This window comes from Fimbriimonadaceae bacterium, assembly GCA_023957775.1.
Taxonomy (GTDB): Bacteria; Armatimonadota; Fimbriimonadia; order Fimbriimonadales; family Fimbriimonadaceae; genus JAMLGR01.
Map to the genome: position 1 here is coordinate 52,900 of JAMLGR010000008.1, position 20,159 is coordinate 73,058.

The following is a 20,159-nucleotide window of genomic DNA, read 5'->3' on the forward strand; positions in this document are numbered from 1 at the left end:
GAGGTCATGCGATGGGAGCGGGGACGGGCGCGGGGACCGTCGCGACGATCTTGGAGATGATCTCGGCCGACTCGAGGCCGTGGGCCCGGGAGTCCGAGCGGGCGATCACGCGGTGGCCAAGCACGAGGGGCGCCACGCGCTGGACGTCGTCCGGCCGCACGTAGTCGCAGCCGTCCATCGCTGCACTCGCCTGCGCGGCGCGCATCACGTAGAGGGAGCCTCGGGGGGACGCGCCCATCAGAAGCTGGTTGCTCGTGCGCGTGGCCCGGACGATGTCGACGATGAACTCGCGGATGGCCTCGTGCACGAACACGGTGCGGACCGCCGCCTGGATGGCGATCATGGTCTGGGGGTTCATCAGTTGGCCGACCGTGTCGAGGGGGTGGGCGCGCTGCTGCGAATCGAGGATCGCCGTCTCGTCGTCCTTCGACGGATAGCCGAGTGACACCCGTGCGAAGAACCGGTCGAGCTGCGCTTCAGGCAAGGGGTACGTGCCGGCCATCTCGACGGTGTTCTGCGTGGCGATGACGAAGAAGGGCTCTGGGAGCGGGCGCGTGACTCCGTCGGTCGTCACCTGGCGCTCCTCCATCGCCTCGAGCAGCGACGACTGAGTCTTGGGGGTCGCGCGGTTGATTTCGTCGACGAGCACGACGTTGCCGAAGATCGGCCCCGGACGAAACTCGAACTGGGACGTCTGCTGGTTGTAGACGCTCGAGCCGGTCACATCGGCCGGAAGGAGGTCCGGCGTGAACTGCACGCGTCGAAACTCCCCGCCGATGACCCGGGCGATCGCCTTGGCGAGCGTGGTCTTGCCCACGCCCGGAATGTCCTCGATGAGCAGGTGGCCGTCGCACAGCAGGGTCAGGACCGCCTGCTCCACCGTGGAGCGCTTGCCGACGATCACATGTTCGATCTCATCGACGATCCGATGCGCCTGATCCGCAATCGACGCCGCCTGCACTCCCTTTTCCTCCAAATCCAATCGCCACCTTCCCCGGCGGTCTCGCGCCGCACCTTAGACTAACCTACGTTCAAACTGCGTGCCCGCGTTTTGCGCCATGGGACTTTGACGCAAAACGCGCGCTAGTGGATACGTAGACTGCATCGTTCGCGCAAGGAGTTCTGGAGCTAAACTCCCCGCGTGGGTAAGTGTGTAGTCGGCATCGATCTCGGAGGAACGAACGTGCGGGCGCGAGCCTACTGGGACGACGGTTCGCCGGCGGGCGAGAGGGTCTCCCACCCTTCGCGCGCCCAGGACGGGGTCTCCGCCACCCTCGAGGCCGTGGAGCGGGCGGCCCAAGCGGCGCTCAAGGGTGCTGCCGGACCCGTCGAGGCCATCGGCATGGCGATTCCCGGGCACATCGACGACGCCCGCGGGTTGGTGCGCTGGGCGCCCAACTTCGGCCACACCGTGGACGGCGTGTTTGAGAACTGGACGGACGTCCAGGTGAAGGAGCCCCTCGAGAAGGCCCTCGGCGTGCCGGTCCGCATGGACAACGATGCGAACCTCGCGGCCCTGGCCGAGTACCGTTTCGGCACGGGGAGGGGCACGGCGCGATGCCTCGTGATGCTGACCCTGGGAACGGGCATCGGCGGGGGAGTCGTATTGGCTCCCGAAGCCGTCGTCGGCGACGCCCGCGAGCCGCTCCTCCTCGTGGGGGGGAACAAGGGCGGAGCCGAACTGGGACACATCCTCGTGCAGCACGGGGGCCTGGACTGCAACGCCGGCACGTACGGGGCGCTGGAGGCCTACTGCCAGCGCGACGCCATCGTCGCGCGGGCCGTCCATCGACTCAAGCGCGGCCGGGCCTCCTCCGTGCGCGAGGCGGTTGGTGGGGACTGGTCGAAGGTGACTCCGCTCGTGCTGGCGGACGCCGCCCATGCGGGCGATGCGCTTGCCCTGGAGGTGTGGGCGGAGGTCGGCGCATATCTGGGGGGTGGAATCGGGACGTGCATCAACGTTTTCGCGCCGGACGTCGTGGCGCTCGGGGGCCAGGTTGCGAACGTGGGGGAGCCGCTCTTGGGGCCGGCGATCGCCTCCGCGCGCAACGTGGCGATCCCGTCGTTGTTCGCCGATGCGACGATCCAGGTCGCCGAGCAGATCGACGATGCGGGCCTGCTTGGCGGCGCGGTGCTTGCGATGGGGGTCCGGCCATGAGCGATTCCCTCACGATGCGGCGCGAGGAGATGGAGATCGAGGGCGGACGCACCCTCTACGTGTACGTCTTCGAGGAGGCTCCCTCGGAGTCTGAAGACGGCGGGTAACCTGTTCTGCTGTGAGGAGCGTGGCGCACGAATGACGGAAGTGATCATGCCCAAGATGGGCGACGGAATGGAGGAAGGCACCCTTCTGGAGTGGCTGAAGAAGGAGGGCGACAAGGTCAAGAGCGGGGACGTGATCGGAACGATCCAAACCGACAAGGCCACCCTCGAACTCGAGGCCCCGGGAAGCGGCACGCTTGCCGGCTTGCTCATCGGCGCCGGGGACACCGTGCCGGTCGGACAACCCATCGGCGCCCTCTTGAAGGACGGCGAGAAACTTCCGGAGGGATGGGGCGGCTCGAAGGGCGAGGCGCGAGAACCCGAACCGGCCAAGGTCGGCGCTAAGCCGGAGCCCGAGCCCGAAGCTCGAACAGAGGCCCCCGCCGCCAACGGATCGAGCGAAGGCCGCGTCAAGTCGAGTCCGCTCGCCCGCAGGATCGCGAAGGATCTCGGCGTCGTGCTGGAGCGCGTTTCAGGGACCGGCCCCGGGGGGCGCATCGTCGAGAAGGACGTCCGCGCCGCGGCCGAGCAGGGGGAGAGCGCGATCGTGCACCCCGCCGCCGAAGACACGTCCGTGAAGCTGGGCCGTCTGCGCCGCATCACCGCGGAGCGGACCGCGCACTCCAAACAGCATGTGCCGCACTTCTACGTGACCCTCGAGGTGGACGTCGAGAAGATCCTCCAGCTCAAGGAGCAGTTCGAAGAGGAGGGCGCGGGCAAGGTCTCGATCAACGACTTCGTGGCGCGGGCCTGCGTGCTGGCGCTTCAGGAGATGCCCGTCGTGAACGCGACGTTTCAGGGCGATTCGGTCCTGCAGTACGGCGCGGTGCACCTGGGCATCGCGGCGGCGATCGATGAGGGGTTGACGGTCCCGGTGGTGCGCAACGCGCACACGATGGGATTGCGGGAGCTCTCCGCGGCGATCCGCGCGCTCGTCACGAAGGCAAAGGAGAACCGTCTCGCACCCGAAGAGGTGTCCGGCAGCACGTTCAGCATCTCGAACATGGGCATGTTGAACGTGGACAACTTCACGGCGATCATCAACGAGCCGAACGCCGCGATCCTCGCGGTGAGCACGACGAGGCGCAAGGTCGTCGTGGTGGAAGACGCCGAAGACGAGCTGGAGATCCGCCACCGCATGAACCTCTCCGCCTCGTTCGACCACCGCGTGGTGGACGGCGCGGTCGGCGCGAAGTTCATCAACGTGGTCGGGGAACTCCTCGAGAACCCCACGCGCCTGCTTTCATAGGCCGGCGCCGGGCCGGTTCTGGGTGCCACGCCCGTTCATCGGGCGTGCTCGCACTAAACCGAGGCGGACATTTCGTGGGCCACGGCTTCGAACGCCTCAACCGCGATCGCAAGCTTGGCGTCGTCGATGTCGGCGTGCAGCACGAGGCGAAGGCGGTTTGGAGCGGGGGGCAGCACCAGCACGTTGTGCTCTTTCAAACGCGCCATCCACTCCGCGGCCGACCCCGGCACCTCCACGAGGACCATGTTGGTCTGCACGCGGTCGTGGTCGACGCGCAACCAGGGGATGCGCTCGAGCGAGTTGGCGAGCTTGCGCGCCCGGGCGTGGTCTTCCACGAGCCGGTCGACCATCTTGGTCAGGCTGACGATGCCGCACGCGGCAAGGATGCCCGCCTGGCGCATCCCGCCTCCCAACCGCTTTCGCCACAGGCGGGCCTGCTCGATGAACGGCCGCGATCCGCACAGTACGGAGCCCACGGGCGAACGCAGGCCCTTGCTGAGGCAAAAGCTAAGCGTGTCCACCTGGTCCGCGATGTCCCGCATGGAGACGTTCAGCGCGGCGGCGGCGTTGAACACCCGCGCGCCGTCGAGGTGCACCCGCATCCCGTGACGGTCCGCGATTTCGCGGTAGGCGGTCATCGCCTCCATCGGCACCACGGTCCCCCCGGCGCGGTTGTGCGTGTTCTCCAAACACAGCAAGGTGGTGCCCGGCGTATGGAGCGAGCGCTGCGTGATGCGGCGTTCGATCTGCTCCGGATCCATGACGCCCAGCCGCGAGGGAAGCGTGAAGGTCACGACTCCAGCGATCACGGCGGGGGCTCCGACCTCGTAGTAGAGCACGTGAGCCTCTTCCTCGATGAGGATCGCATCGCCGCGCTGGCAATGGGCCGCGACGGCGATCTGGTTTCCCATCGTGCCGCTCGGGACGAAGAGCGCCTCCTCCTTCCCGCTGATGTCGGCGGCCAGCTCCTCGAGACGCATGACGGTCGGGTCGTCCCCCAGCACGTCGTCCCCGAGCGGTGCGTTTCGCATCGCTTCGAACATCTCCTGCGTCGGCCGGGTCACCGTGTCGCTGCGAAGGTCGACGGTGTCTCTAAGCTCGTTGGGGAAGCTGCGTTCGGCGGTCATGGGATGAGTTTCTCGCTGAAGAATCGTAGGATCTGGCCGCGCGCCGCCGTCTGGGCGGCTTCCGTGAAGGCGTGTAACTCGCCGTCCAGTCGATGGTATTCCACTTGGGCCCCCGCCTCGCCGAGTTTCCGGGCGAACGCGTCGCTCTGTGCGATGGCGACGACGTCGTCGTCGACGCCGTGGAAGATCAGGAAGGGAGGCGGGTTCGGCTGGACGCAGTGCAGGGGGCTCGCCTCCTCAAAGCGCGACTCGTTGCCTTCGTAGGGAACCGCCATGAACTGATCGAGAAAACTCCAACTGATCTCGTGGTGCTGCTCGCGCGGACGGGTCAGGTCGGTCAGGCCGCACACATCGACCACTGCTTGGACGGGTGCAAACCCGCTTCCGTTCACGACCCCCAGCATGGCGGCGAGGTGACCCCCCGCGCTGACCCCCCACGCTCCGATCCGATCGCCCCGAAAGCCCAGCCGGGGAGCCTCCTTCCGAAGGTGATCCACACATGCGCGGACGTCTTCGATCGCGGCGGGCGCGGGGTGCAGCGGCGCCAATCTGTACGAGGGGCACGCCGCGGCGAATCCGTTTTGGGCGAGCCACTGGGCCTCCGGGCGCATGTCGGTCCGCTCGCCGCTGATCCAGCCGCCTCCATGGATGCAGAGCACGATCGGGGCGGGCTCGTCGCGATCCGGTCGAAAGAGGTCGACGTGCAGAGGAATCCCCTCGGGGCTGGCGTAGATGTGGTCGAGAAGGACCTGCACGGGAGTGCATTGTAGCCTATTCGCAGGCTCCCAAGCGACGTTCCATGGAAGGAGCCTCAGGCGAATGCCGCGAGCATCTCCGCGGTTTCGGCGAGGGCCTCCCCGAAGGTCGATGCCGCAAACCGCACCTGCGCCTCGTCGATGATCAACGGCGGCTCGAACCGCATCACGCGCGGATTGTTCAGCGTGTACGCCGCGCAGAGCCCCCGCTTGAGCATCTGGGCGACCACGAGCTCGCCCACCTCGTCTTGTGTGAACTCCACTCCGATCATCAACCCGCGTCCACGGACGTCGCAGAGGAGGTCGGGATGCGCGGCCCGCACGTTGGCCAGCTCCGCGCGGAGGAGCGAGCCCATGGCCTCGGCGTTGGCCAGGAGCCCTTCGGTTTCAAGAACCTCGATCCCGGCGAGCGCGGCCGCACACGCCATCGGGTTGCCGCCGAACGTGCTGGTGTGGGACAGGGGTTTGTCTCCGTAGATCGCCTCCCAGACTGCGGCCGTTCCGATCACGGCGCCGATGGGCATGACCCCGCCCCCGAGCGCCTTGGCCAGCGTCATCAGGTCGGGCGCGACGCCGTCCCAGTCGCATCCGAACATGCGGCCGGTGCGCCCGAGCCCCGTCTGCACCTCGTCCGCGATCATCAGGGCGCCCTGCGCGGTGCACGCGTCGCGCACCTCCTTGAGGTAGCCGTCCGGAGGGACCACGATGCCGCCCTCGCCCTGAAGAGGCTCGACGATCACCGCGGCGGTTTGGCCATCGACCGCGTTTGCCATCGCCGGGCCGTCGCCGTAGGGGACGAACTCGACCCCGGGGAGCAACGGTTCGAACGGCTCGCGGTACTTCTTCTTGCCGGTGGTCGAGAGCGCGCCGAGCGTCTTGCCGTGGAACCCGCCGAACGTGCTGACGATCTTCGGCCTGCCGGTGGCCCCTTTGGCGAATTTGAGGGCGCCCTCGACCGCCTCCGCACCGGAGTTGCAGAAGAACGTGAACTGCAGGTCGCCCGGCGTGATGGCGGCGAGCTTCTCGGCGAGATCGGCCTGCGGCTTGCTGAAGAAGGCCTTTCCACTCAGGGGCATGCGGTCGAGTTGGGCCTTGACCGCTTCCACCACGCGGGGATGGCGGTGGCCCAACGAGAACACCCCGTATCCGCCCAGGCAGTCCAGGATGGCGCGGTCGTCCTGGTCGTACAGGTAGCACCCTTCGGCGCGCGTTTCGACTCCGAATCCCGCAAAGGAAAGCAGGCGGGCGAGCGATGGGTTGACGTATTCGGCGTACTTCTCGACGACCTCGGCAAACAGGGCATCTCCGTCCATTTTTCCTAGTATGCATGGGGACGGGAATCGGGAGACGGGAATCGGGAGACGGGAATCGGGGGACGGGAATCGGGAATCGGGAATCGGGAATCGGTTGGGGCGCACTACTTTGCGCGCCAGGCGGAGCCTAGGGCCTTCGCCTCGGGGGCGGGGAACGATTTGCTTACGTTCTGACACAGGATGTCGAACGCTTCCGCAGGCTGGGCGGCACGCCCTGGATCCACCGGCTTCGTCTTGCCACCGGCGATACGGCACGGCACTGCCTCGAACTGAACCAGGCGTGCCCCGTCGAACGTGAGCCGGAACAGCGCGGTCGAGGCGGGCAGGGGCGAGACGAGGTTGCCGACCGAGTAGAGGATCGGACGCCCGCGGTACAACTCCGCACCCTGGAGCACGTGGGGGTGATGTCCGACCACGACGCTCGCGCCCGCGTCCACGAACATCCTCGCGATCTTGACCTGGTAGGCGGTCGGTACGGACGTGCGCTCCACTCCCCCGTGCAGCGCGACGATCACAAACTCGCCGGCGTGCCGGGCGAGGGCAACGATGCGCCGCGTCCGCTCGCGGATCGCTTCGTCGTCGGCGCCGGCGAGGTCGAGATCGAAGACGCCGGCCCCGGAGGCCGTGGCCGGAGTGCACTTCCAAAGGGCGCCCCGGGTGCGGTAGGCCAGCATCGACACGAACGCGATTCGGGGGTGGGTGGGGAATTCCAAGACCGCCGGCCGCTTCGCGTCCAGGCGCGTCGGGCCCGCGCCCGCCCAAGCGATGCCGGCCGCGCCCAGCGTGCGCAGCATCTCGGCCAAACCCGCGTTTCCGTAGTCCATCGCGTGGTTGTTGCCCAGGCTGACCGCGTCCCAACCCGTATCCGCCAAATGAGCTGCATGCGCCGGATTCGCCTTGAGAATGAACTGGGTGCGCGCCTTCAGTTCGGCGACGGTCTTGCGCCTCGTCGACGTGGACGCGCCGGTCAGCGGGATCTCCAGGTTGGCGATCGCCACGTCCGCCGCCTGCACGGTGGCCGCAATCCCCTTGAGAGGCTCGGATCCGGCAGGAACGCCGTTCAGCATGATGTCTCCCCCCAAGAGCAGGGTCCATGTACCGGCGGCCAGGACGCTGAGGGTGGCCAGCATAGCTTTGAGACGCGATTCCGCCCCGCGAGGCTTCGCCGAATCCTTCGCCTCAGTTCAAACGTAGAATGTCTGGAACGGGACGAACCGAGATGAAACACACGAGAGTTTTGAGTTGGATGATGGTCGCAGCGGCCTGCATGGCGGCGGCGGGACAGGATGCGCACGTGCTTCGGCGCGAGCTCAGAGAGGGCGCCTCCGACGTTTACAAAGTCGAGTCCAAGGTCGACCAGACGGTCCAGCTCTCGCAACTGGGCATGGGCGACCAGAAGATGCTGATCACGTCCGGGATGAAGCTGGCCCTCAACACCGGCAAGGTGGACAAGGAGAAGCAGACTGCCGATCTCGAGATGGTCAGTTCCGACTTCAAGTTCGACATGGAAGGGATGGCCGGGATGGCCGGTGCGCCCACCCCCGAGATGCCTAAAGAGATGAAGGTCCTGGGCACGATCGACAGCCAAAACCGCATCACCGGCATGAAGCCGGTCGGCGCCGCGGCCGGGATGATGGGCGCCTCCATGAACGCGTCGTCCGGCACGATGTTCATCTCGTTCCCCGATCACCCAGTGAAGGTCGGCGACTCTTGGGACGTCAAGATTCCCAAGAACCCGGCCATGGGCAATGCGGACACCGTTCTCAAGGCCACCCTGAAGGGCGAGGCCATGGATGGGACGATTCCCGTGTGGCTGGTCTCGATGGAGGGCACGTTGCTCCTCGACATGGACATGGCCGAGATGATGAAGGACAATCCCCAAGCCCAAGGCGCGCTCGCCATGGGCAATATGAAGATCACCGGCAAGATCGACCTTCAGGCTGAAGCGCAGATGGAGAAGGGGAACGGCCGAACCCGCAAGATGGTCGTCCAGATGAAGGGCAACCAGAAGATGGACATGGCCGACATGGGGATGACCCTGGAGATGCAGACGGCCGGCACCACCTCGCTTTCGCTGGTCGAGGACAAACACTAAGCCAAGGGGCTGAACTTGAGACGGTGCCACGCCCGTTCATCGGGCGTGCGGTCTGCCCTACACGCGAAGGTCGAGAGAGCGGCGCCAAAGCGCGCGACGCACCTTGTCCGCAACGCGTGACCACCACGAGCGCGGTGCGTGTGCCATCGGTTCGGCGATGGCGCCCGCCAACTCCGGGCAGCGCTCAAGCAGCTCGTACAGGCACTCCTCGATCAGTTCCGGATCGTGGTCGAACTGGCCGCGCCACCCGCATACGAAGCACTCGCCGTTCTGCACCGCGTTCAACACCCCGCACAAGGGGCAGCACTTGAGGTTTTCCGTGGGAAGCCGGTGATCCTGAAGTCCGTTTCGATCGATCCAATTGCTCATCGTGCTACCATTTCATCGGTTGCTCGAGCCGGCTTCTTGATCGGTTCTTTGGGCGCCCGGGTCCCATGCCTCACTGCACTCTCCCCACGCTCCGCGCGCGGCGGTTCGCGTTTGACGCCGGCGGGTGTCTTTACCGGGATCACCTCGGAAGGCGCGTCCTGGCCGATGCCGAAGGGTGCGGCCGACTTGAGATCGAAACCGCGGCGCCGGGCTTGGCGACCGATGCCGCCGCGGATGGCACGTTCGAGGACGGCTTGATCGCGGCCACCGCAGAGGACGGCCCCTCGACGCTCTCGATACTCCGCGGCGGCTTGGAGGCCCTGCCAGACCTCGCCGAAGGGATCGACGTCCGCGGGTCCTTCGAGGGTGCGGGATGGGTGCTCGCGAGCGAGGGGCCCCTGCAGGTGGATGGACTTCGCGAAGAGGCCCCGCTGCCCGCCTCCTCGCTTCCCATCCCGTTCTTTTTGGAGGCGTGCGCCGCGACCCTGACCGTGGTGCGGAGAGACTTTCGGGCGCTTCCCATCGACCGCTTCTCGATCGCAGATGCAGGGGCCCTGAAGGAGCGCGGATTCCGCGTTCAGAACATGAGCGACATCGAACCCCTCGACGGGTTCTTTCCCAACGGTGAATCCAGGGTCGCGCCCGTTGCAAGCCACTTGAACACCGCCTCCTGGAGCGTCGAGCTGCCCGCCGAGGCGTTCGCGGTGGTGTTGCGCAAGATCTACGATCGTTTCCATGGCCGGCAGCGCGCCCGGGTGCTGCTCAACGGGCTACCGGCGGGCACTTGGTACGAGCCGGAAGAGAACCGCGTGGCGCGCTGGGCCATCTCGGACTTCTGCGCCCGGGTCCCCGAGGACGGCGGTTCGGCGTTGCGGATCGCGATCGATCCGGTCGCGGGCTCCCCGCTCTGGAGCGTGGCGGAAATGGAGGTGTTCGCTCTTGTCCGCAAGTAGAGAAGGGAACCTCAATCCGCGCGAAGCCGCCCGGCGCCCCAACCCCGCCCACGAGCGGGCCAAGCGACGGGCGTCGATCGTCAGCCTCGCGTTCAACCTTGTATTCAGCGTCGCCAAATTCGCGGTGGCGATGGCGACGGGGTCGGTGTCGGTGCTCTCCGAGGCCGTGCACTCGTCGACGGACGTTCTCGCGGCGGGAATCGCCGCCTACGGGGTGCGCGCCTCGTCCGTTCCGCCCGACGAGGACCACCCTTACGGACATGGCAAGATCGAGGCGCTGGGCGGGTTCGGGGAGTCGATCCTGCTCTTTTTGGCGGTGGGTTACATCGTCGTCGAAGCGATCCATCGTCTGCGCGTGCCCGCGCCCGTGGAGAACCTCGACCTCGCGCTCGGGCTGATCGCCCTCTCGACGGTCGGCGCGTCGCTGGTCGGTGCCTACGTGCTCCGCGTTGCGCGCCGCACGGAGTCGCTTGCCCTGCTGGGAAACGGCCAGCACCTGCTTGTGGACGCGGTTACGAGCGGCGGCGTGCTCGTCGGTCTCGCGTTGACGCGGATGACGGGCGCCTCGTGGGCGGACCCGGCCGTCGCGTTGGTCCTGGCGGTCTGGATGCTGGGTGGGGCCTGGAAACTTGCCCGGGAGTCGACGCAGCAGCTCATCGATCAGCGGCTCCCGCTCTCCGAACTCGAGCTGATCGAGTCGATCGTGGTCGAGGAGCAGGCGGTGCTGGGACACCACAGGCTGAGGACGCGCCGGTCCGGCGACGTGCGCTTCGTGGACATGCACATCGTGGTGCCGCGCGAGTGGGAACTGGTGCGTGCCCACGAAGCGGCCGACCGCATCGAGCGGCGCATCGAGGAGCAGCTTTCGCCCGCGCACGTCGTGGTCCACGTCGACCCCTACGATCCCGAGAAAGAGCGCCGCGCCTGAGCTTTCGGGTCGCGGATTCCGATAGTCCCTATGGGGACTCTATGTTCGGCTTTATCTTCTATGTGGGCGGATGCTTCATCGCCTCGGGGCTCATCACCTTCCTTTGGATGACGATGAAGCCGATCGCCAACCGCAACGACATGCACTCGCTTCGCAACATGTCGATCCTGTTCGTACTGCTTCTCGGGGGCCCCTACGCGTACACGGAGTATCTCACGTCGGCGCACGGCGACGAGATGCACGACGCCATCCTGAAAGGCTTCGAGGAATCCGAAATCGACGGGGAGATCGTGTACTACAAGGTGCTGTCCGTGAGTGGAGACCGCGCCAGGGCCATCGCCGTCGGCTTGGAGCAGGAGACTTGGGGAGGAACGGATCGCCCGATCGTGGCGGTCACCCTCGAGCGGACTGCCGGCGAGTGGGAGCCCTCCTCGTTCTACGTCGTGTACTCCGACCGCTTGGGCCGGGAGAACTACACGTTCCCTCCGTTCAGGTGAAGGGGACGGGAATCGGGAATCGGGAATCGGGAATCGGAAACGGGAACCGGGAATCGGGAATCGGGATTCGGGAATCGGGCCATACTTGGCCTTGATGCCGAACACCTACACGGCCTTTGGCGCGGCGCGCACCGTCACGGGCTCCCGCCACCTCTTGGAAACGAACGGAAAGCGCATCCTTGTGGACTGCGGGCTCTTTCAGGGCCTCAAAGAGATCCGTGAGCGGAACTGGCAGCCGTTTCCCGTTCCTCCGAGCTCGATCGACGCCATCGTCCTCACGCACGCGCACACGGACCACATCGGCTATCTTCCGAGGATCATTGCGAACGGCTACGCCGGTCCCGTGTACGCGACCTCGGCCACGATCGACCTCGTCAAATTGAGCCTTCCGGACTCGGGCCGCCTTCAGGAGGAGTTCGCCCGCCACGCGAACAAGCACGGCGTCTCGAGGCACCATCCCGCCCTCCCGCTGTACACCGAGGCCGATGCCTTCGAGGCGTTGAAGCGGCTTGAGCCGATCGAGTACGACACGATGTCCAAACTGCCCGGGGGAGTGACCTTCCGCTACCTGCGGGCGGGCCACATCCTCGGAGCGGCGTTCGCCGAGCTGTACTTCTCCAACGGCGAGCGGATTCTCATGTCCGGCGACCTTGGGCGTTACCACGTGCCCATCCTCAAGGACCCGACCCCGGTGGACTTCGCCGAGTATCTCGTGGTGGAGAGCACCTACGGGAACCGGCTTCATGCCAGCGAGGACGTCGAGGCGATTCTTGAGTCCGTGATCCGGGGAGCGGCGGAGCGCGGGGGCATCGTGCTGGTGCCGAGCTTCTCGATCGGGCGCACCCAGGACCTCCTCTACCGCATCAACCAGCTTCAGGAAGAGGGGCGCATCCCGCGAATCCCCTTCTATGTGGACAGCCCGATGGCGACGAGTGCGACCGCGATCTACGCAAAGCACACGGACGAGCACGACCTCGACATGCGCGGCTATCTCGAGCGTGGCGACGACCCGCTCCAGCCCGACCTCCTCTCGTTCGTCCGCGACCGGGAACAGTCCAAGGAGCTGAACTCGCGCAGGGGGCCGATGGTGATTCTCGCCGGAAGTGGGATGTGTACGGGCGGACGTATCGTGCATCACCTGCTCCGCCGCCTGAACGAACCCGACACGACCGTCCTGTTCACCGGCTACCAGGCCGCAGGCACCTTGGGTCGAGATATCTTGGAGGGCGCCGATCGCGTGCGCGTTCTGGGCCACGACGTCGAGGTCCGCGCGCGGATCGAGAAGCTGAACAGCCTGTCGGCCCATGCGGACCAGGCGGAGATTCTTCGCTGGCTACACGGGTTCAAGACACCCCCCAAGCGCACGTTCATCGTGCATGGCGAACCCCCTGCGCAAGACGCTCTCCGGGAGAAGATCGTCGCCGAACTCGGGTGGAACGTCGCCATTCCGGAGCAGGGCGAGCGGTTCGAGCTGGTCTAGGGCCCGCTTCCCGGGCTTTCCGCAGGACGGGGAAAACCCTTGTGGGCAGCGCGAAAACGCGCGTTGGTTCGGGCCGCTCGCTCGTCTCATAATCAGACCCCGAGACAACGATGGCAGTCACACCCGAATCCCTGGTTCCGATGCACAGCCTGGAGGCCGAAATGAGCGCCCTGGGCTCGATGATGCGCTCCGAGCGCGCGGCCGAAGAGGTGGTCGCAATCCTCAACCCGGAAGACTTCTACCGGCCTGCGCACCGCGAGATCTTCTTGGCCATGCGCCAGTTGTTGATCGGCGCCAAACCCGTGGACATCGTGACGCTCAAAGACGAGCTGGTCAGCCGCAACGCGATCTCCGCGGCCGGCGGCGTCGAGTACCTCGTCCAGATCATGGAGTCGGTGCCCAGCGCCGCCAACGCGTCGCACTACGCCGACATCGTCAAGGGGAAGGCGACCTTGCGGCAGTTGGAGGACGCGGCGTACCAGATCGGAGACATCGCCCGTTCGCCGGACGGGGACGTGGACGAGAAGGTGAACGAGGCCGAACGGGTGCTCCTCGAGGTGGGTTCGAAACGGCTCGGCAAGGATTTTGTCGACGTGCGGAGTCTCGCCAAGGACTTCTTCGTCGACGTGGACAACATCATCGAAACGGGGAAGCCGATCCTCGGCACGCCCACGAAGTTCTACGACCTCGACGAGATGACCACGGGTTTCTACCCCGGCGACTTGACGATCGTCGCGGCCCGGCCCTCGATGGGAAAGACCGCCCTCGTGCTGAACTTCGCGCTCAACGTGGCGAAGCAGGACGTCGGCAACGTCGCGATCTTCTCGCTGGAAATGGGTTCGAGCCAACTCGTCCGCCGCTTCGCCTCGATGATCAGTGGAGTCACCAGCCACGCCTTGCGGCGCACTTCGCTCAGCCACGAGGACTACCGAAAGCTCGCCGACGCGTGCGAGGTGCTCTACGGTCTTCCGATCTACATCGACGACACCTCGGATATCTCAGCCTTCGAGATGCGCGGCAAGTGTCGGAGGCTCAAACAGGACGGCGGCCTCTCGCTGATCATGGTGGACTACCTCCAGCTCATGCGGGGCAACCGCCGGACGGAGAACCGAGTGCAGGAAATCAGCGACATCGTGCGCTCCCTCAAGGCCCTCGCGAAGGAGCTGCAGGTGCCCGTCGTCGCCCTCAGCCAGCTCAACCGCAGCGTGGAGTCGCGCGAAGACAAGCGCCCGCAACTCAGCGACATCCGCGAGTCCGGATCCATCGAGGCGGAAGCCGACGTGGTGATGATGATCTACCGCGAGGCCTATTACAAGGCCAAGGAGCTCACCGCCGACCAGCCGTACGATCCCGAGCGGGTCGAGGAGTCGGAGATCATCATCGCCAAGCACCGCAACGGCCCGACGGGGAAAGTGCTGCTGGGATTCCAGCCCTCCTACGCCCGGTTCCTCAACCTCAAACAGTAGGGCTAATCGCCGGTAGGGGCGATCGGTTCGAAGACCGCCAGCACTTCGGTGGGCAGGTCGTCGGAGTAGATCAATGGCCGAACCCAGACTTGCAGCCACAGGTCCGGCTCGCCGGGCCGAACGATTCGGATCCGTTCGTTCAAGGGCATCCCGGTCGCGTAGCAACGGGAGACCGGCAGCTCGTCGGGGGCGAGTTGGCGCCCCCTTTCGTCGAAGACCGTGTCGCCGCCGCGCGGAAGCGATTGACCGATGATGTCCGCCTCCGCAGTCTTGAACAGTTTCACGAAGGCCTGGTTCACCATGCGGACGACGTGGTGCTCGTCCAGCACCATGACGCACTGCGAGGTGGCTTCGATCAGAGCCGTCCAGCGCAGCTCCCACTGGCTGGGCCGCTCAAGCTCCGTTTGACTAGAGAGGACGATCGCCACGCACGCCGCCCGCGAACCCACGCCAAGCTTTTCGCGGCAACGCACCCAGTAGGTGTTCACGGAAGCGGGCGAAATGTCCAAATGCCGCGCGATCTCCTTGTCGGTGAGACCCGAAGCCGCAAGCCGCACCATCTCGTGCTCGCGCTTGGAGAGTTCGGCTCGGTATTTGGACGTCATGGCGATGAACCTGTCGGGAGTGTTTCCTTGAAGCTTACTCGCCCTCGAGGCCGCGCGAGCCTCCTCCATGAAAACCCTCGACGCATCAGGCGGGCGTCCGGGTAGCTTTGCAGGGTGAAGATCCTCGTCGTCGGATCGGGCGGGCGCGAGCACGCCTTGGCTTGGAAACTGGCGCAAGAAGCCGACGTGCTGTGCGCTCCGGGCAACCCGGGCATCGCGGAAGAGTGCGAGTGCCGGCCCGTCGCCACGGACGACGCTGCGGGAATGCTCGCCCTCTGTGGCTCCTTCCAGCCCGATTGCGTGGTGATCGGGCCGGAGGCCCCGCTGATCGCAGGTTTGGGCGACCACCTTCGTGCGGGGGGCTTCTTCGTCGTGGGACCCGGCGCGGACGGGGCGCGCATGGAGGGCTCCAAGGCGTTTTCGAAAGCCGCCATGGCCGCCGCGAACATCCCGACCGCGAGCTTTGAGACCTTTGTCGACCCCCTCAAGGCGCACGCTTACGTACGGGCTCGGTATCAGGCGGGAGAACAGGTGGTCGTGAAGGCCAGCGGGGAAGCGCTGGGCAAGGGCGTGCTGATGTGCCCCACCTTGAAGGAGGCCCAAGACGCGGTCGAGCGCACGATGGTCCAGCGCGAGTTCGGCGACGCTGGGGCGACGGTCGTGATCGAACGGCGCCTGGAGGGTCGGGAGTTCAGCCTCCTCACTCTATGCAGCGACGGCTCGTACTGGAGTCTGCCCGTCGCCCAAGACTATAAGCGGGCGCACGACGGCGACGAGGGCCCCAACACCGGAGGCATGGGCACGACCAGTCCCCTGTCCTGGGTAGGCCCCGCCCTGGTCCAAAAGACAGAGGAGCGCGTGGTCGCCCCGCTGCTGCGGTACCTGGCCTCGCGCGGGATCGCCTATCGAGGCGTTCTCTTTTCCGGTTTGATGCTGGTCGACGGGAACCCGTACTGCCTGGAGTACAACGTCCGGTTCGGGGACCCCGAGATCCAGAGCGTCGTGATGCGTCTGGGTGCGGGGTTGGCCGAGGCGATGGTGGCCGTCGCCCGGGGGCGTTCGATCCCCGAGGTTCCCGTGGCCCGGCCCGCCGCGGTTTCCGTGGTCGTGGCGTCCCGGGGGTACCCGGGTGCCGTGGAGAAGGGGGTTCCGATAACGCTTCCGTCCATTGGAGACGGGAAGCTGTTCCATTCGGGCACCGCAATGCGCGATGGGGTCCTCGTCACCAACGGCGGGCGCGTGCTGTGCGCCAGCGCCGCGGGCGATACGCTCGAACAGGCGCGCGCCTCCGCTTACGGACTCGCCCGGGGCGTCGAGTTCGAAGGCGCGTGGATGCGGTCCGACATCGCGGGAGCCGGGAGTCGGTAGACCAGACTCGGGGGTACCCTCGCGGTGCCTATGATCGATCGTTACACGACTCCCGCCATGACCGCCATCTGGTCCCGCCACGCCAAGTACGAGCGTTGGCTCGAGGTTGAGTTGGCCATCTGCGAAGGGTATGCGCGTGCGGGCGTGATTCCCGAGGCGGACATGGAGCAGATCCGGAGCCGAGCCGGGTTCGACCTCGAGCGCTGCGACGTCCTGGAGCAGGAGACCCGGCACGACCTGATGGCCTTCGTGCGATGCGTGAGCGAGTACGTGAACGGCGGTCCCGTCGATCCCGACTCCACGACTCCCTCCCGTTGGATCCACTTTGGCGTCACGTCCTACGACGCGATCGATACGGCCCTTGGCATGATGCTTCGCGACTCGGTGGACGTGCTGCTCGAGTCCGCCGAGGGGCTTCGCTCCACCATCGCCAACCTCGCCCGGTCGCACCGGGACACGCCGTGCATCGGCCGGACGCACGGAATCCACGCGGAACCGGTCACGTTCGGCTTCAAGCTCACGGGATGGGTGCACGAGTTGGAACGTTCGATGGCGAGGCTGCGGGCGGCGCGCGAGGAGGTGGCCGTCGGGAAGATCAGCGGGGCCGTCGGAATCCACGCGCACGTCGATCCCAACCTCGAGGCCTCGATCTGTGAGAGCCTCGGCCTGCGCCCCGATCCGGCGAGCACGCAGATCGTCGCGCGCGACCGACATGCGGCCCTGTTGTGCGACCTGGCGGTGCTTGCCGGGTCGCTCGAGCGCTTCGCCACGGAGCTCAGGAACCTGCAGCGCACCGAGATCCTCGAGGTCCAAGAGGAGTTTGCCAAGGGCCAGACCGGTTCGAGCGCCATGCCGCACAAACGCAACCCTTGGAACAGCGAGACCGTGTGCGGGTTGGCTCGGGTGGTCCGCGGCAACACGCACGCGATGCTGGAGAGCATCATGACGTGGCACGAGCGCGATCTAACGAACTCCTCCCTCGAGCGCATCGTGTTTCCAGACACCCTTCAACTGGTGGACTTCATGCTGCAGCGTATGACGAGGATCGTCAAGGGCCTGGTCGTGATGCCGGAGAACATGGCCGCCAATCTGCGGAAGATGGGCGATCTGGTGTTCAGCGAGCACGTGATGGTGGCCCTGATCCGCGCGGGCATGAGCAGGGAAGGCGCGTACAAGGTGGCGCAACGCAACGCGGCCAAGGCGTGGGAGGGCGAGGACTTCAAGGCCTCCGTGGCCTCGGATCCCGACGTTCAGGCGCGGCTGTCGCCGCGGGAGGTCGAGGAGCTTTTCAGCCTCGAACACCACCTGCGCAACGCGAAGGTCCAATGATGGTGGTCGTGCGGCAAGCCGACCTTCAAGACGCGGCCGACCGCGCGGCTGCGATCGAGCTGATCGACCTCTACGCCCAGGACCCGATGGGGCGGGGGGCGCCGCTCGATGCCGAGGTGCGGGCGAATCTCGACTCCATGTTGGCGGCCCATCCCGGCGCCGTCGTGTTCCTCGCCTTCGACCAGAACACCCCTGTCGGAGTGGCCAACTGTTTCTTCGGCATGTCGTCGTTCACGGGATGTCCCGTGCTTAACATCCACGATTTGGCGGTCCACCCGCATCACCGGGGCCGCGGCATCGGAAGGCAGCTCATCGACGCCGTCGAGGCCCACGCGCGGGCGACCGGGTGTTCCCGCGTCACCCTGGAAGTGGCCGCCCTCAACGAGCCGGCCCAAGCCGTGTACAAGCGGTGCGGGTTCCACGGTGTGGGTCCGGATGCAGAGTCCATCACCTACTTCTGCACGAAGCACCTCGACTGACCATGCCTCTCCAAAACCGTGTCACCCCGCTCGGCGAAATCGTGGCCGCACCGTGGCGCGGGGCCCTCATGGGCAATCGGGGCGGGTGTCTGTGCGTCCGTCCGCGCGAGATGGGCTCCCGGCGTTGGGCTTCCCCGCGCTGGATCCTGTGCGAACTCGAGTACAACGGGTGGCGCCGCGAGGTCATGCAGGTCGGGACCTACACCGAGCTTTTCTTCTTCGACGAAGCCTGCGGGCTTGCAGCAGGGCACCGTCCCTGCGCATTTTGCCGGCCAGAGGCCTTTCGCCGCTTTCGAGCGGCGTGGCTCGCGGGCAACCCCCACCTGGGAATGGCCGCCAACGTCCGTGTCGAAGCCATCGACCGCGTGCTCCACACGGATCGCCTCGAGGGCCGGCGGCAGAGGCGCGTCTCCGTTGCTCTTGAAAACCTGCCGAACGGGGCGATGTTCGTCACTCGGCGCGATCCCGACGCGCCGATCCTGCGCTGGGGAGGCGCCTTTTGGGAATGGAAGGCGGGCGGCTACGTGCCGTGGGGCGGGTGCGAAGAGGAGAGGGTTCGAGCACTGACGCCCGCCTCCACGTTGGGCGCGCTTCAAGCCGGCTACATCCCGGAGGTGCGCCTTTGAACGCGTTCCGGCCGCCCAAACCGTCGCCTCCCTGGATTCGGCTCGCCGGTTCGGTCGCACTGTGGGTGCTCCGTGCGCGGGGTGTTCAGGAGTTGTCGATCGACGACGAGTCGATCGAAAGGCTTCGGGCTCTGGGCAAGACGCCCGCCATGCTCTGCCCCAACCACCCGACCAACAACGAGCCGGCGGTCCTGTTCGAGCTCTCCAAGCGGCTGGAAAGGCCGTTTTTCTACGTGTGCTGCCGGGAGGCGTTCGACTACTTCGGCGGGCTTTGGGGGTGGATGCTGCAGCGCCTGGGCGCCTACTCCCTCGCGCGCGGGACCTTGGACCGTGCCTCGTTCCAAACGACCCGGATGTTGCTCGGTCGGACGGGAATACGCCTCGTGGTCTTTCCCGAGGGCGAGGTGTACAGCCAGAACGACACCCTGCTGCCGTTTCAAACCGGCGTGGTCCAACTCGCGTTTTGGGGTTTGGAGGAGGCCCTGAAGAACGGCCTTGAGGACGTGGTGTTGGTGCCGATCGCGGTGCGATACCGATTCTTGCGCTCGCAGCGGACGGCCATCGCCCGGTCGCTTGGCCGCTTGGAGCGAGCCCTGGGGTTGGAGACCGGGGAGGGCACGCGCTACGACCGTTTGCGTCGCATCGGTGTCGAAGTGGTCGACCGGCTCACGCGTCAGTTCGGGTTGGAGTTCGACGACGCCACGCCGCTGTCCGAGCGGATGGATGTCCTCAAGCGGACGCAGCTCGAACACGCCGCCCGGATCGCCGGCGTGGAGTTGCGGGGCGGTTCGCTTGCAGAGGAGATGCGCCGCGTCTTAAACGCCGTCTACGGCGTCGAAGATCCGGGGCCGCCCGAGGGCGCATCCGCTTACGATCGCCGCCTATGGGGCGAAGCGCGCGCCCACATCGCTCCCGCCGTCCACGAACTCGACCGGCTGCAGAACTGGATCGCGGTCGTCGATGGTTACGTGGGCGAGGACCCGTCGGACGAGCGGATGGCCCACACCCTCGTCCGGCTGGAAGTCGAAGTGTTGGGTCGGCGCTTGCTCGGCGGACCGACGGTGTGCGCGGTCCGGGTCGGTCCGTCGATCTCCCTGGCGGCCTCTCGGGAGCGGTATCGCGCGGATCGCCGCGGGGCGGTCGAAGAGGTGGCCGCCTCGCTGGAGTCCGCCGTTCAGGCGGAACTGGACGCGTTGGTCCGGCTGCATCAGGCACCGACCCCGTGACGCGCGACCTGGGGTTGGCGTAGGAAAGGTGG

20 protein-coding genes are annotated in these 20,159 nt (G+C 66.5%); 13 read left to right on the plus strand and 7 right to left on the minus strand.

The genetic code is table 11. The annotated features are described in order from the left end of the window. Nucleotides 1-4: 4 nt before the first annotated feature. The gene (locus M9921_08415) at nt 5-976 is read right to left on the minus strand and encodes a MoxR family ATPase (protein MCO5296866.1); all 972 of its coding nucleotides are present in this window, start codon (nt 974-976) and stop codon (nt 5-7) included. 165 nt (nt 977-1,141) lie between these two features. Here M9921_08415 and M9921_08420 point away from each other — a divergent pair, with 165 nt between their 5' ends. Together M9921_08420 and M9921_08425 are read left to right on the plus strand one after the other, a co-directional pair. Beyond that, the gene (locus tag M9921_08420; GenBank protein MCO5296867.1) at nt 1,142-2,158 is read left to right on the plus strand and encodes an ROK family protein; all 1,017 of its coding nucleotides are present in this window, start codon (nt 1,142-1,144) and stop codon (nt 2,156-2,158) included. A gap of 138 nt (nt 2,159-2,296) precedes the next feature. Then, complete coding sequence (locus M9921_08425) at nt 2,297-3,511, plus strand: 2-oxo acid dehydrogenase subunit E2 (protein MCO5296868.1); 1,215 nt, start codon at nt 2,297-2,299, stop codon at nt 3,509-3,511. Nucleotides 3,512-3,564: 53 nt separating this feature from the next. Here M9921_08425 and M9921_08430 read toward each other — a convergent pair whose 3' ends face one another. The 4 genes from M9921_08430 to M9921_08445 form a co-directional block, all read right to left on the minus strand. Continuing rightward, nucleotides 3,565-4,638, minus strand: coding sequence for an aminotransferase class I/II-fold pyridoxal phosphate-dependent enzyme (locus M9921_08430; protein ID MCO5296869.1), 1,074 nt, complete (start codon nt 4,636-4,638; stop codon nt 3,565-3,567). Then, complete coding sequence (locus M9921_08435; GenBank protein ID MCO5296870.1) at nt 4,635-5,393, minus strand: alpha/beta hydrolase; 759 nt, start codon at nt 5,391-5,393, stop codon at nt 4,635-4,637. Before M9921_08435 ends, M9921_08430 begins: the two co-directional genes overlap by 4 nt. A gap of 56 nt (nt 5,394-5,449) precedes the next feature. Continuing rightward, complete coding sequence (locus M9921_08440; GenBank protein ID MCO5296871.1) at nt 5,450-6,706, minus strand: aspartate aminotransferase family protein; 1,257 nt, start codon at nt 6,704-6,706, stop codon at nt 5,450-5,452. A gap of 104 nt (nt 6,707-6,810) precedes the next feature. Then, on the minus strand, nt 6,811-7,836 hold the full coding sequence (locus M9921_08445; GenBank protein ID MCO5296872.1) for a CapA family protein: 1,026 nt from the start codon (nt 7,834-7,836) through the stop codon (nt 6,811-6,813). Between the two features lie 89 nt (nt 7,837-7,925). Here M9921_08445 and M9921_08450 point away from each other — a divergent pair, with 89 nt between their 5' ends. Continuing rightward, nucleotides 7,926-8,801 (plus strand): hypothetical protein, encoded by an 876-nt coding sequence (locus tag M9921_08450; GenBank protein MCO5296873.1) that lies wholly within the window; start codon nt 7,926-7,928, stop codon nt 8,799-8,801. 57 nt (nt 8,802-8,858) lie between these two features. Here the strand turns inward: M9921_08450 and M9921_08455 are convergent, their stop codons facing one another. Then, nucleotides 8,859-9,170, minus strand: a complete 312-nt coding sequence (locus tag M9921_08455) for a hypothetical protein (GenBank protein MCO5296874.1) — start codon at nt 9,168-9,170, stop codon at nt 8,859-8,861. Between the two features lie 65 nt (nt 9,171-9,235). Here M9921_08455 and M9921_08460 point away from each other — a divergent pair, with 65 nt between their 5' ends. From M9921_08460 to dnaB, 5 genes are all read left to right on the plus strand, one after another. Further along, a complete protein-coding gene (locus M9921_08460; protein ID MCO5296875.1) occupies nt 9,236-10,123 on the plus strand; it encodes a hypothetical protein in 888 nt (295 codons plus the stop codon). Then, on the plus strand, nt 10,110-11,051 hold the full coding sequence (locus M9921_08465; GenBank protein ID MCO5296876.1) for a cation diffusion facilitator family transporter: 942 nt from the start codon (nt 10,110-10,112) through the stop codon (nt 11,049-11,051). Before M9921_08460 ends, M9921_08465 begins: the two co-directional genes overlap by 14 nt. 41 nt (nt 11,052-11,092) lie before the next feature. Beyond that, nucleotides 11,093-11,548: a hypothetical protein gene (locus tag M9921_08470; GenBank protein ID MCO5296877.1), complete on the plus strand. Its 456-nt coding sequence runs from the start codon at nt 11,093-11,095 to the stop codon at nt 11,546-11,548. A 94-nt stretch (nt 11,549-11,642) separates the two neighbouring features. After that, the gene (locus M9921_08475) at nt 11,643-13,028 is read left to right on the plus strand and encodes an MBL fold metallo-hydrolase (GenBank protein ID MCO5296878.1); all 1,386 of its coding nucleotides are present in this window, start codon (nt 11,643-11,645) and stop codon (nt 13,026-13,028) included. Nucleotides 13,029-13,138: 110 nt separating this feature from the next. Beyond that, complete coding sequence (dnaB, locus tag M9921_08480; GenBank protein MCO5296879.1) at nt 13,139-14,494, plus strand: replicative DNA helicase; 1,356 nt, start codon at nt 13,139-13,141, stop codon at nt 14,492-14,494. Between the two features lie 2 nt (nt 14,495-14,496). Here the strand turns inward: dnaB and M9921_08485 are convergent, their stop codons facing one another. Beyond that, entirely contained in the window at nt 14,497-15,099 is a 603-nt protein-coding gene (locus M9921_08485; GenBank protein ID MCO5296880.1) for a LuxR C-terminal-related transcriptional regulator, read from the minus strand. Between the two features lie 114 nt (nt 15,100-15,213). On the opposite strand from M9921_08485, the gene purD reads away from it, so the two are divergent. From purD to M9921_08510, 5 genes are read left to right on the plus strand one after another with little or no spacing between them, the layout of a single operon-like run. Then, nucleotides 15,214-16,467, plus strand: coding sequence for a phosphoribosylamine--glycine ligase (purD, locus tag M9921_08490; protein ID MCO5296881.1), 1,254 nt, complete (start codon nt 15,214-15,216; stop codon nt 16,465-16,467). 30 nt (nt 16,468-16,497) lie between these two features. Next, nucleotides 16,498-17,796, plus strand: a complete 1,299-nt coding sequence (gene purB / locus M9921_08495) for an adenylosuccinate lyase (protein MCO5296882.1) — start codon at nt 16,498-16,500, stop codon at nt 17,794-17,796. Further along, nucleotides 17,793-18,275, plus strand: a complete 483-nt coding sequence (locus M9921_08500; GenBank protein MCO5296883.1) for a GNAT family N-acetyltransferase — start codon at nt 17,793-17,795, stop codon at nt 18,273-18,275. Before purB ends, M9921_08500 begins: the two co-directional genes overlap by 4 nt. 2 nt (nt 18,276-18,277) lie before the next feature. Next, nucleotides 18,278-18,901 carry a hypothetical protein gene (locus tag M9921_08505; GenBank protein MCO5296884.1) on the plus strand — a complete coding sequence of 208 codons (624 nt, stop codon included), beginning with the start codon at nt 18,278-18,280 and terminating at the stop codon, nt 18,899-18,901. Beyond that, nucleotides 18,898-20,127 carry a 1-acyl-sn-glycerol-3-phosphate acyltransferase gene (locus tag M9921_08510; protein MCO5296885.1) on the plus strand — a complete coding sequence of 410 codons (1,230 nt, stop codon included), beginning with the start codon at nt 18,898-18,900 and terminating at the stop codon, nt 20,125-20,127. The genes M9921_08505 and M9921_08510 overlap by 4 nt, the downstream gene beginning before the upstream one ends. Nucleotides 20,128-20,159 lie beyond the last annotated feature (32 nt).

Bases quoted from the DNA above. Each gene is read 5' to 3' on its own strand.
- M9921_08425 (MCO5296868.1), top strand. From the start codon at position 2,297: ATGACGGAAGTGATCATGCCCAAGATGGGCGACGGAATGGAGGAAGGC.
- M9921_08430 (MCO5296869.1), bottom strand. From the start codon at position 4,638: ATGACCGCCGAACGCAGCTTCCCCAACGAGCTTAGAGACACCGTCGAC.
- M9921_08440 (MCO5296871.1), bottom strand. From the start codon at position 6,706: ATGGACGGAGATGCCCTGTTTGCCGAGGTCGTCGAGAAGTACGCCGAA.
- M9921_08445 (MCO5296872.1), bottom strand. From the start codon at position 7,836: ATGCTGGCCACCCTCAGCGTCCTGGCCGCCGGTACATGGACCCTGCTC.
- M9921_08450 (MCO5296873.1), top strand. From the start codon at position 7,926: ATGAAACACACGAGAGTTTTGAGTTGGATGATGGTCGCAGCGGCCTGC.
- M9921_08455 (MCO5296874.1), bottom strand. From the start codon at position 9,170: ATGAGCAATTGGATCGATCGAAACGGACTTCAGGATCACCGGCTTCCC.
- M9921_08460 (MCO5296875.1), top strand. From the start codon at position 9,236: ATGCCTCACTGCACTCTCCCCACGCTCCGCGCGCGGCGGTTCGCGTTT.
- M9921_08470 (MCO5296877.1), top strand. From the start codon at position 11,093: ATGTTCGGCTTTATCTTCTATGTGGGCGGATGCTTCATCGCCTCGGGG.
- M9921_08475 (MCO5296878.1), top strand. From the start codon at position 11,643: ATGCCGAACACCTACACGGCCTTTGGCGCGGCGCGCACCGTCACGGGC.
- dnaB (MCO5296879.1), top strand. From the start codon at position 13,139: ATGGCAGTCACACCCGAATCCCTGGTTCCGATGCACAGCCTGGAGGCC.
- M9921_08485 (MCO5296880.1), bottom strand. From the start codon at position 15,099: ATGACGTCCAAATACCGAGCCGAACTCTCCAAGCGCGAGCACGAGATG.
- purB (MCO5296882.1), top strand. From the start codon at position 16,498: ATGATCGATCGTTACACGACTCCCGCCATGACCGCCATCTGGTCCCGC.
- M9921_08500 (MCO5296883.1), top strand. From the start codon at position 17,793: ATGATGGTGGTCGTGCGGCAAGCCGACCTTCAAGACGCGGCCGACCGC.
- M9921_08505 (MCO5296884.1), top strand. From the start codon at position 18,278: ATGCCTCTCCAAAACCGTGTCACCCCGCTCGGCGAAATCGTGGCCGCA.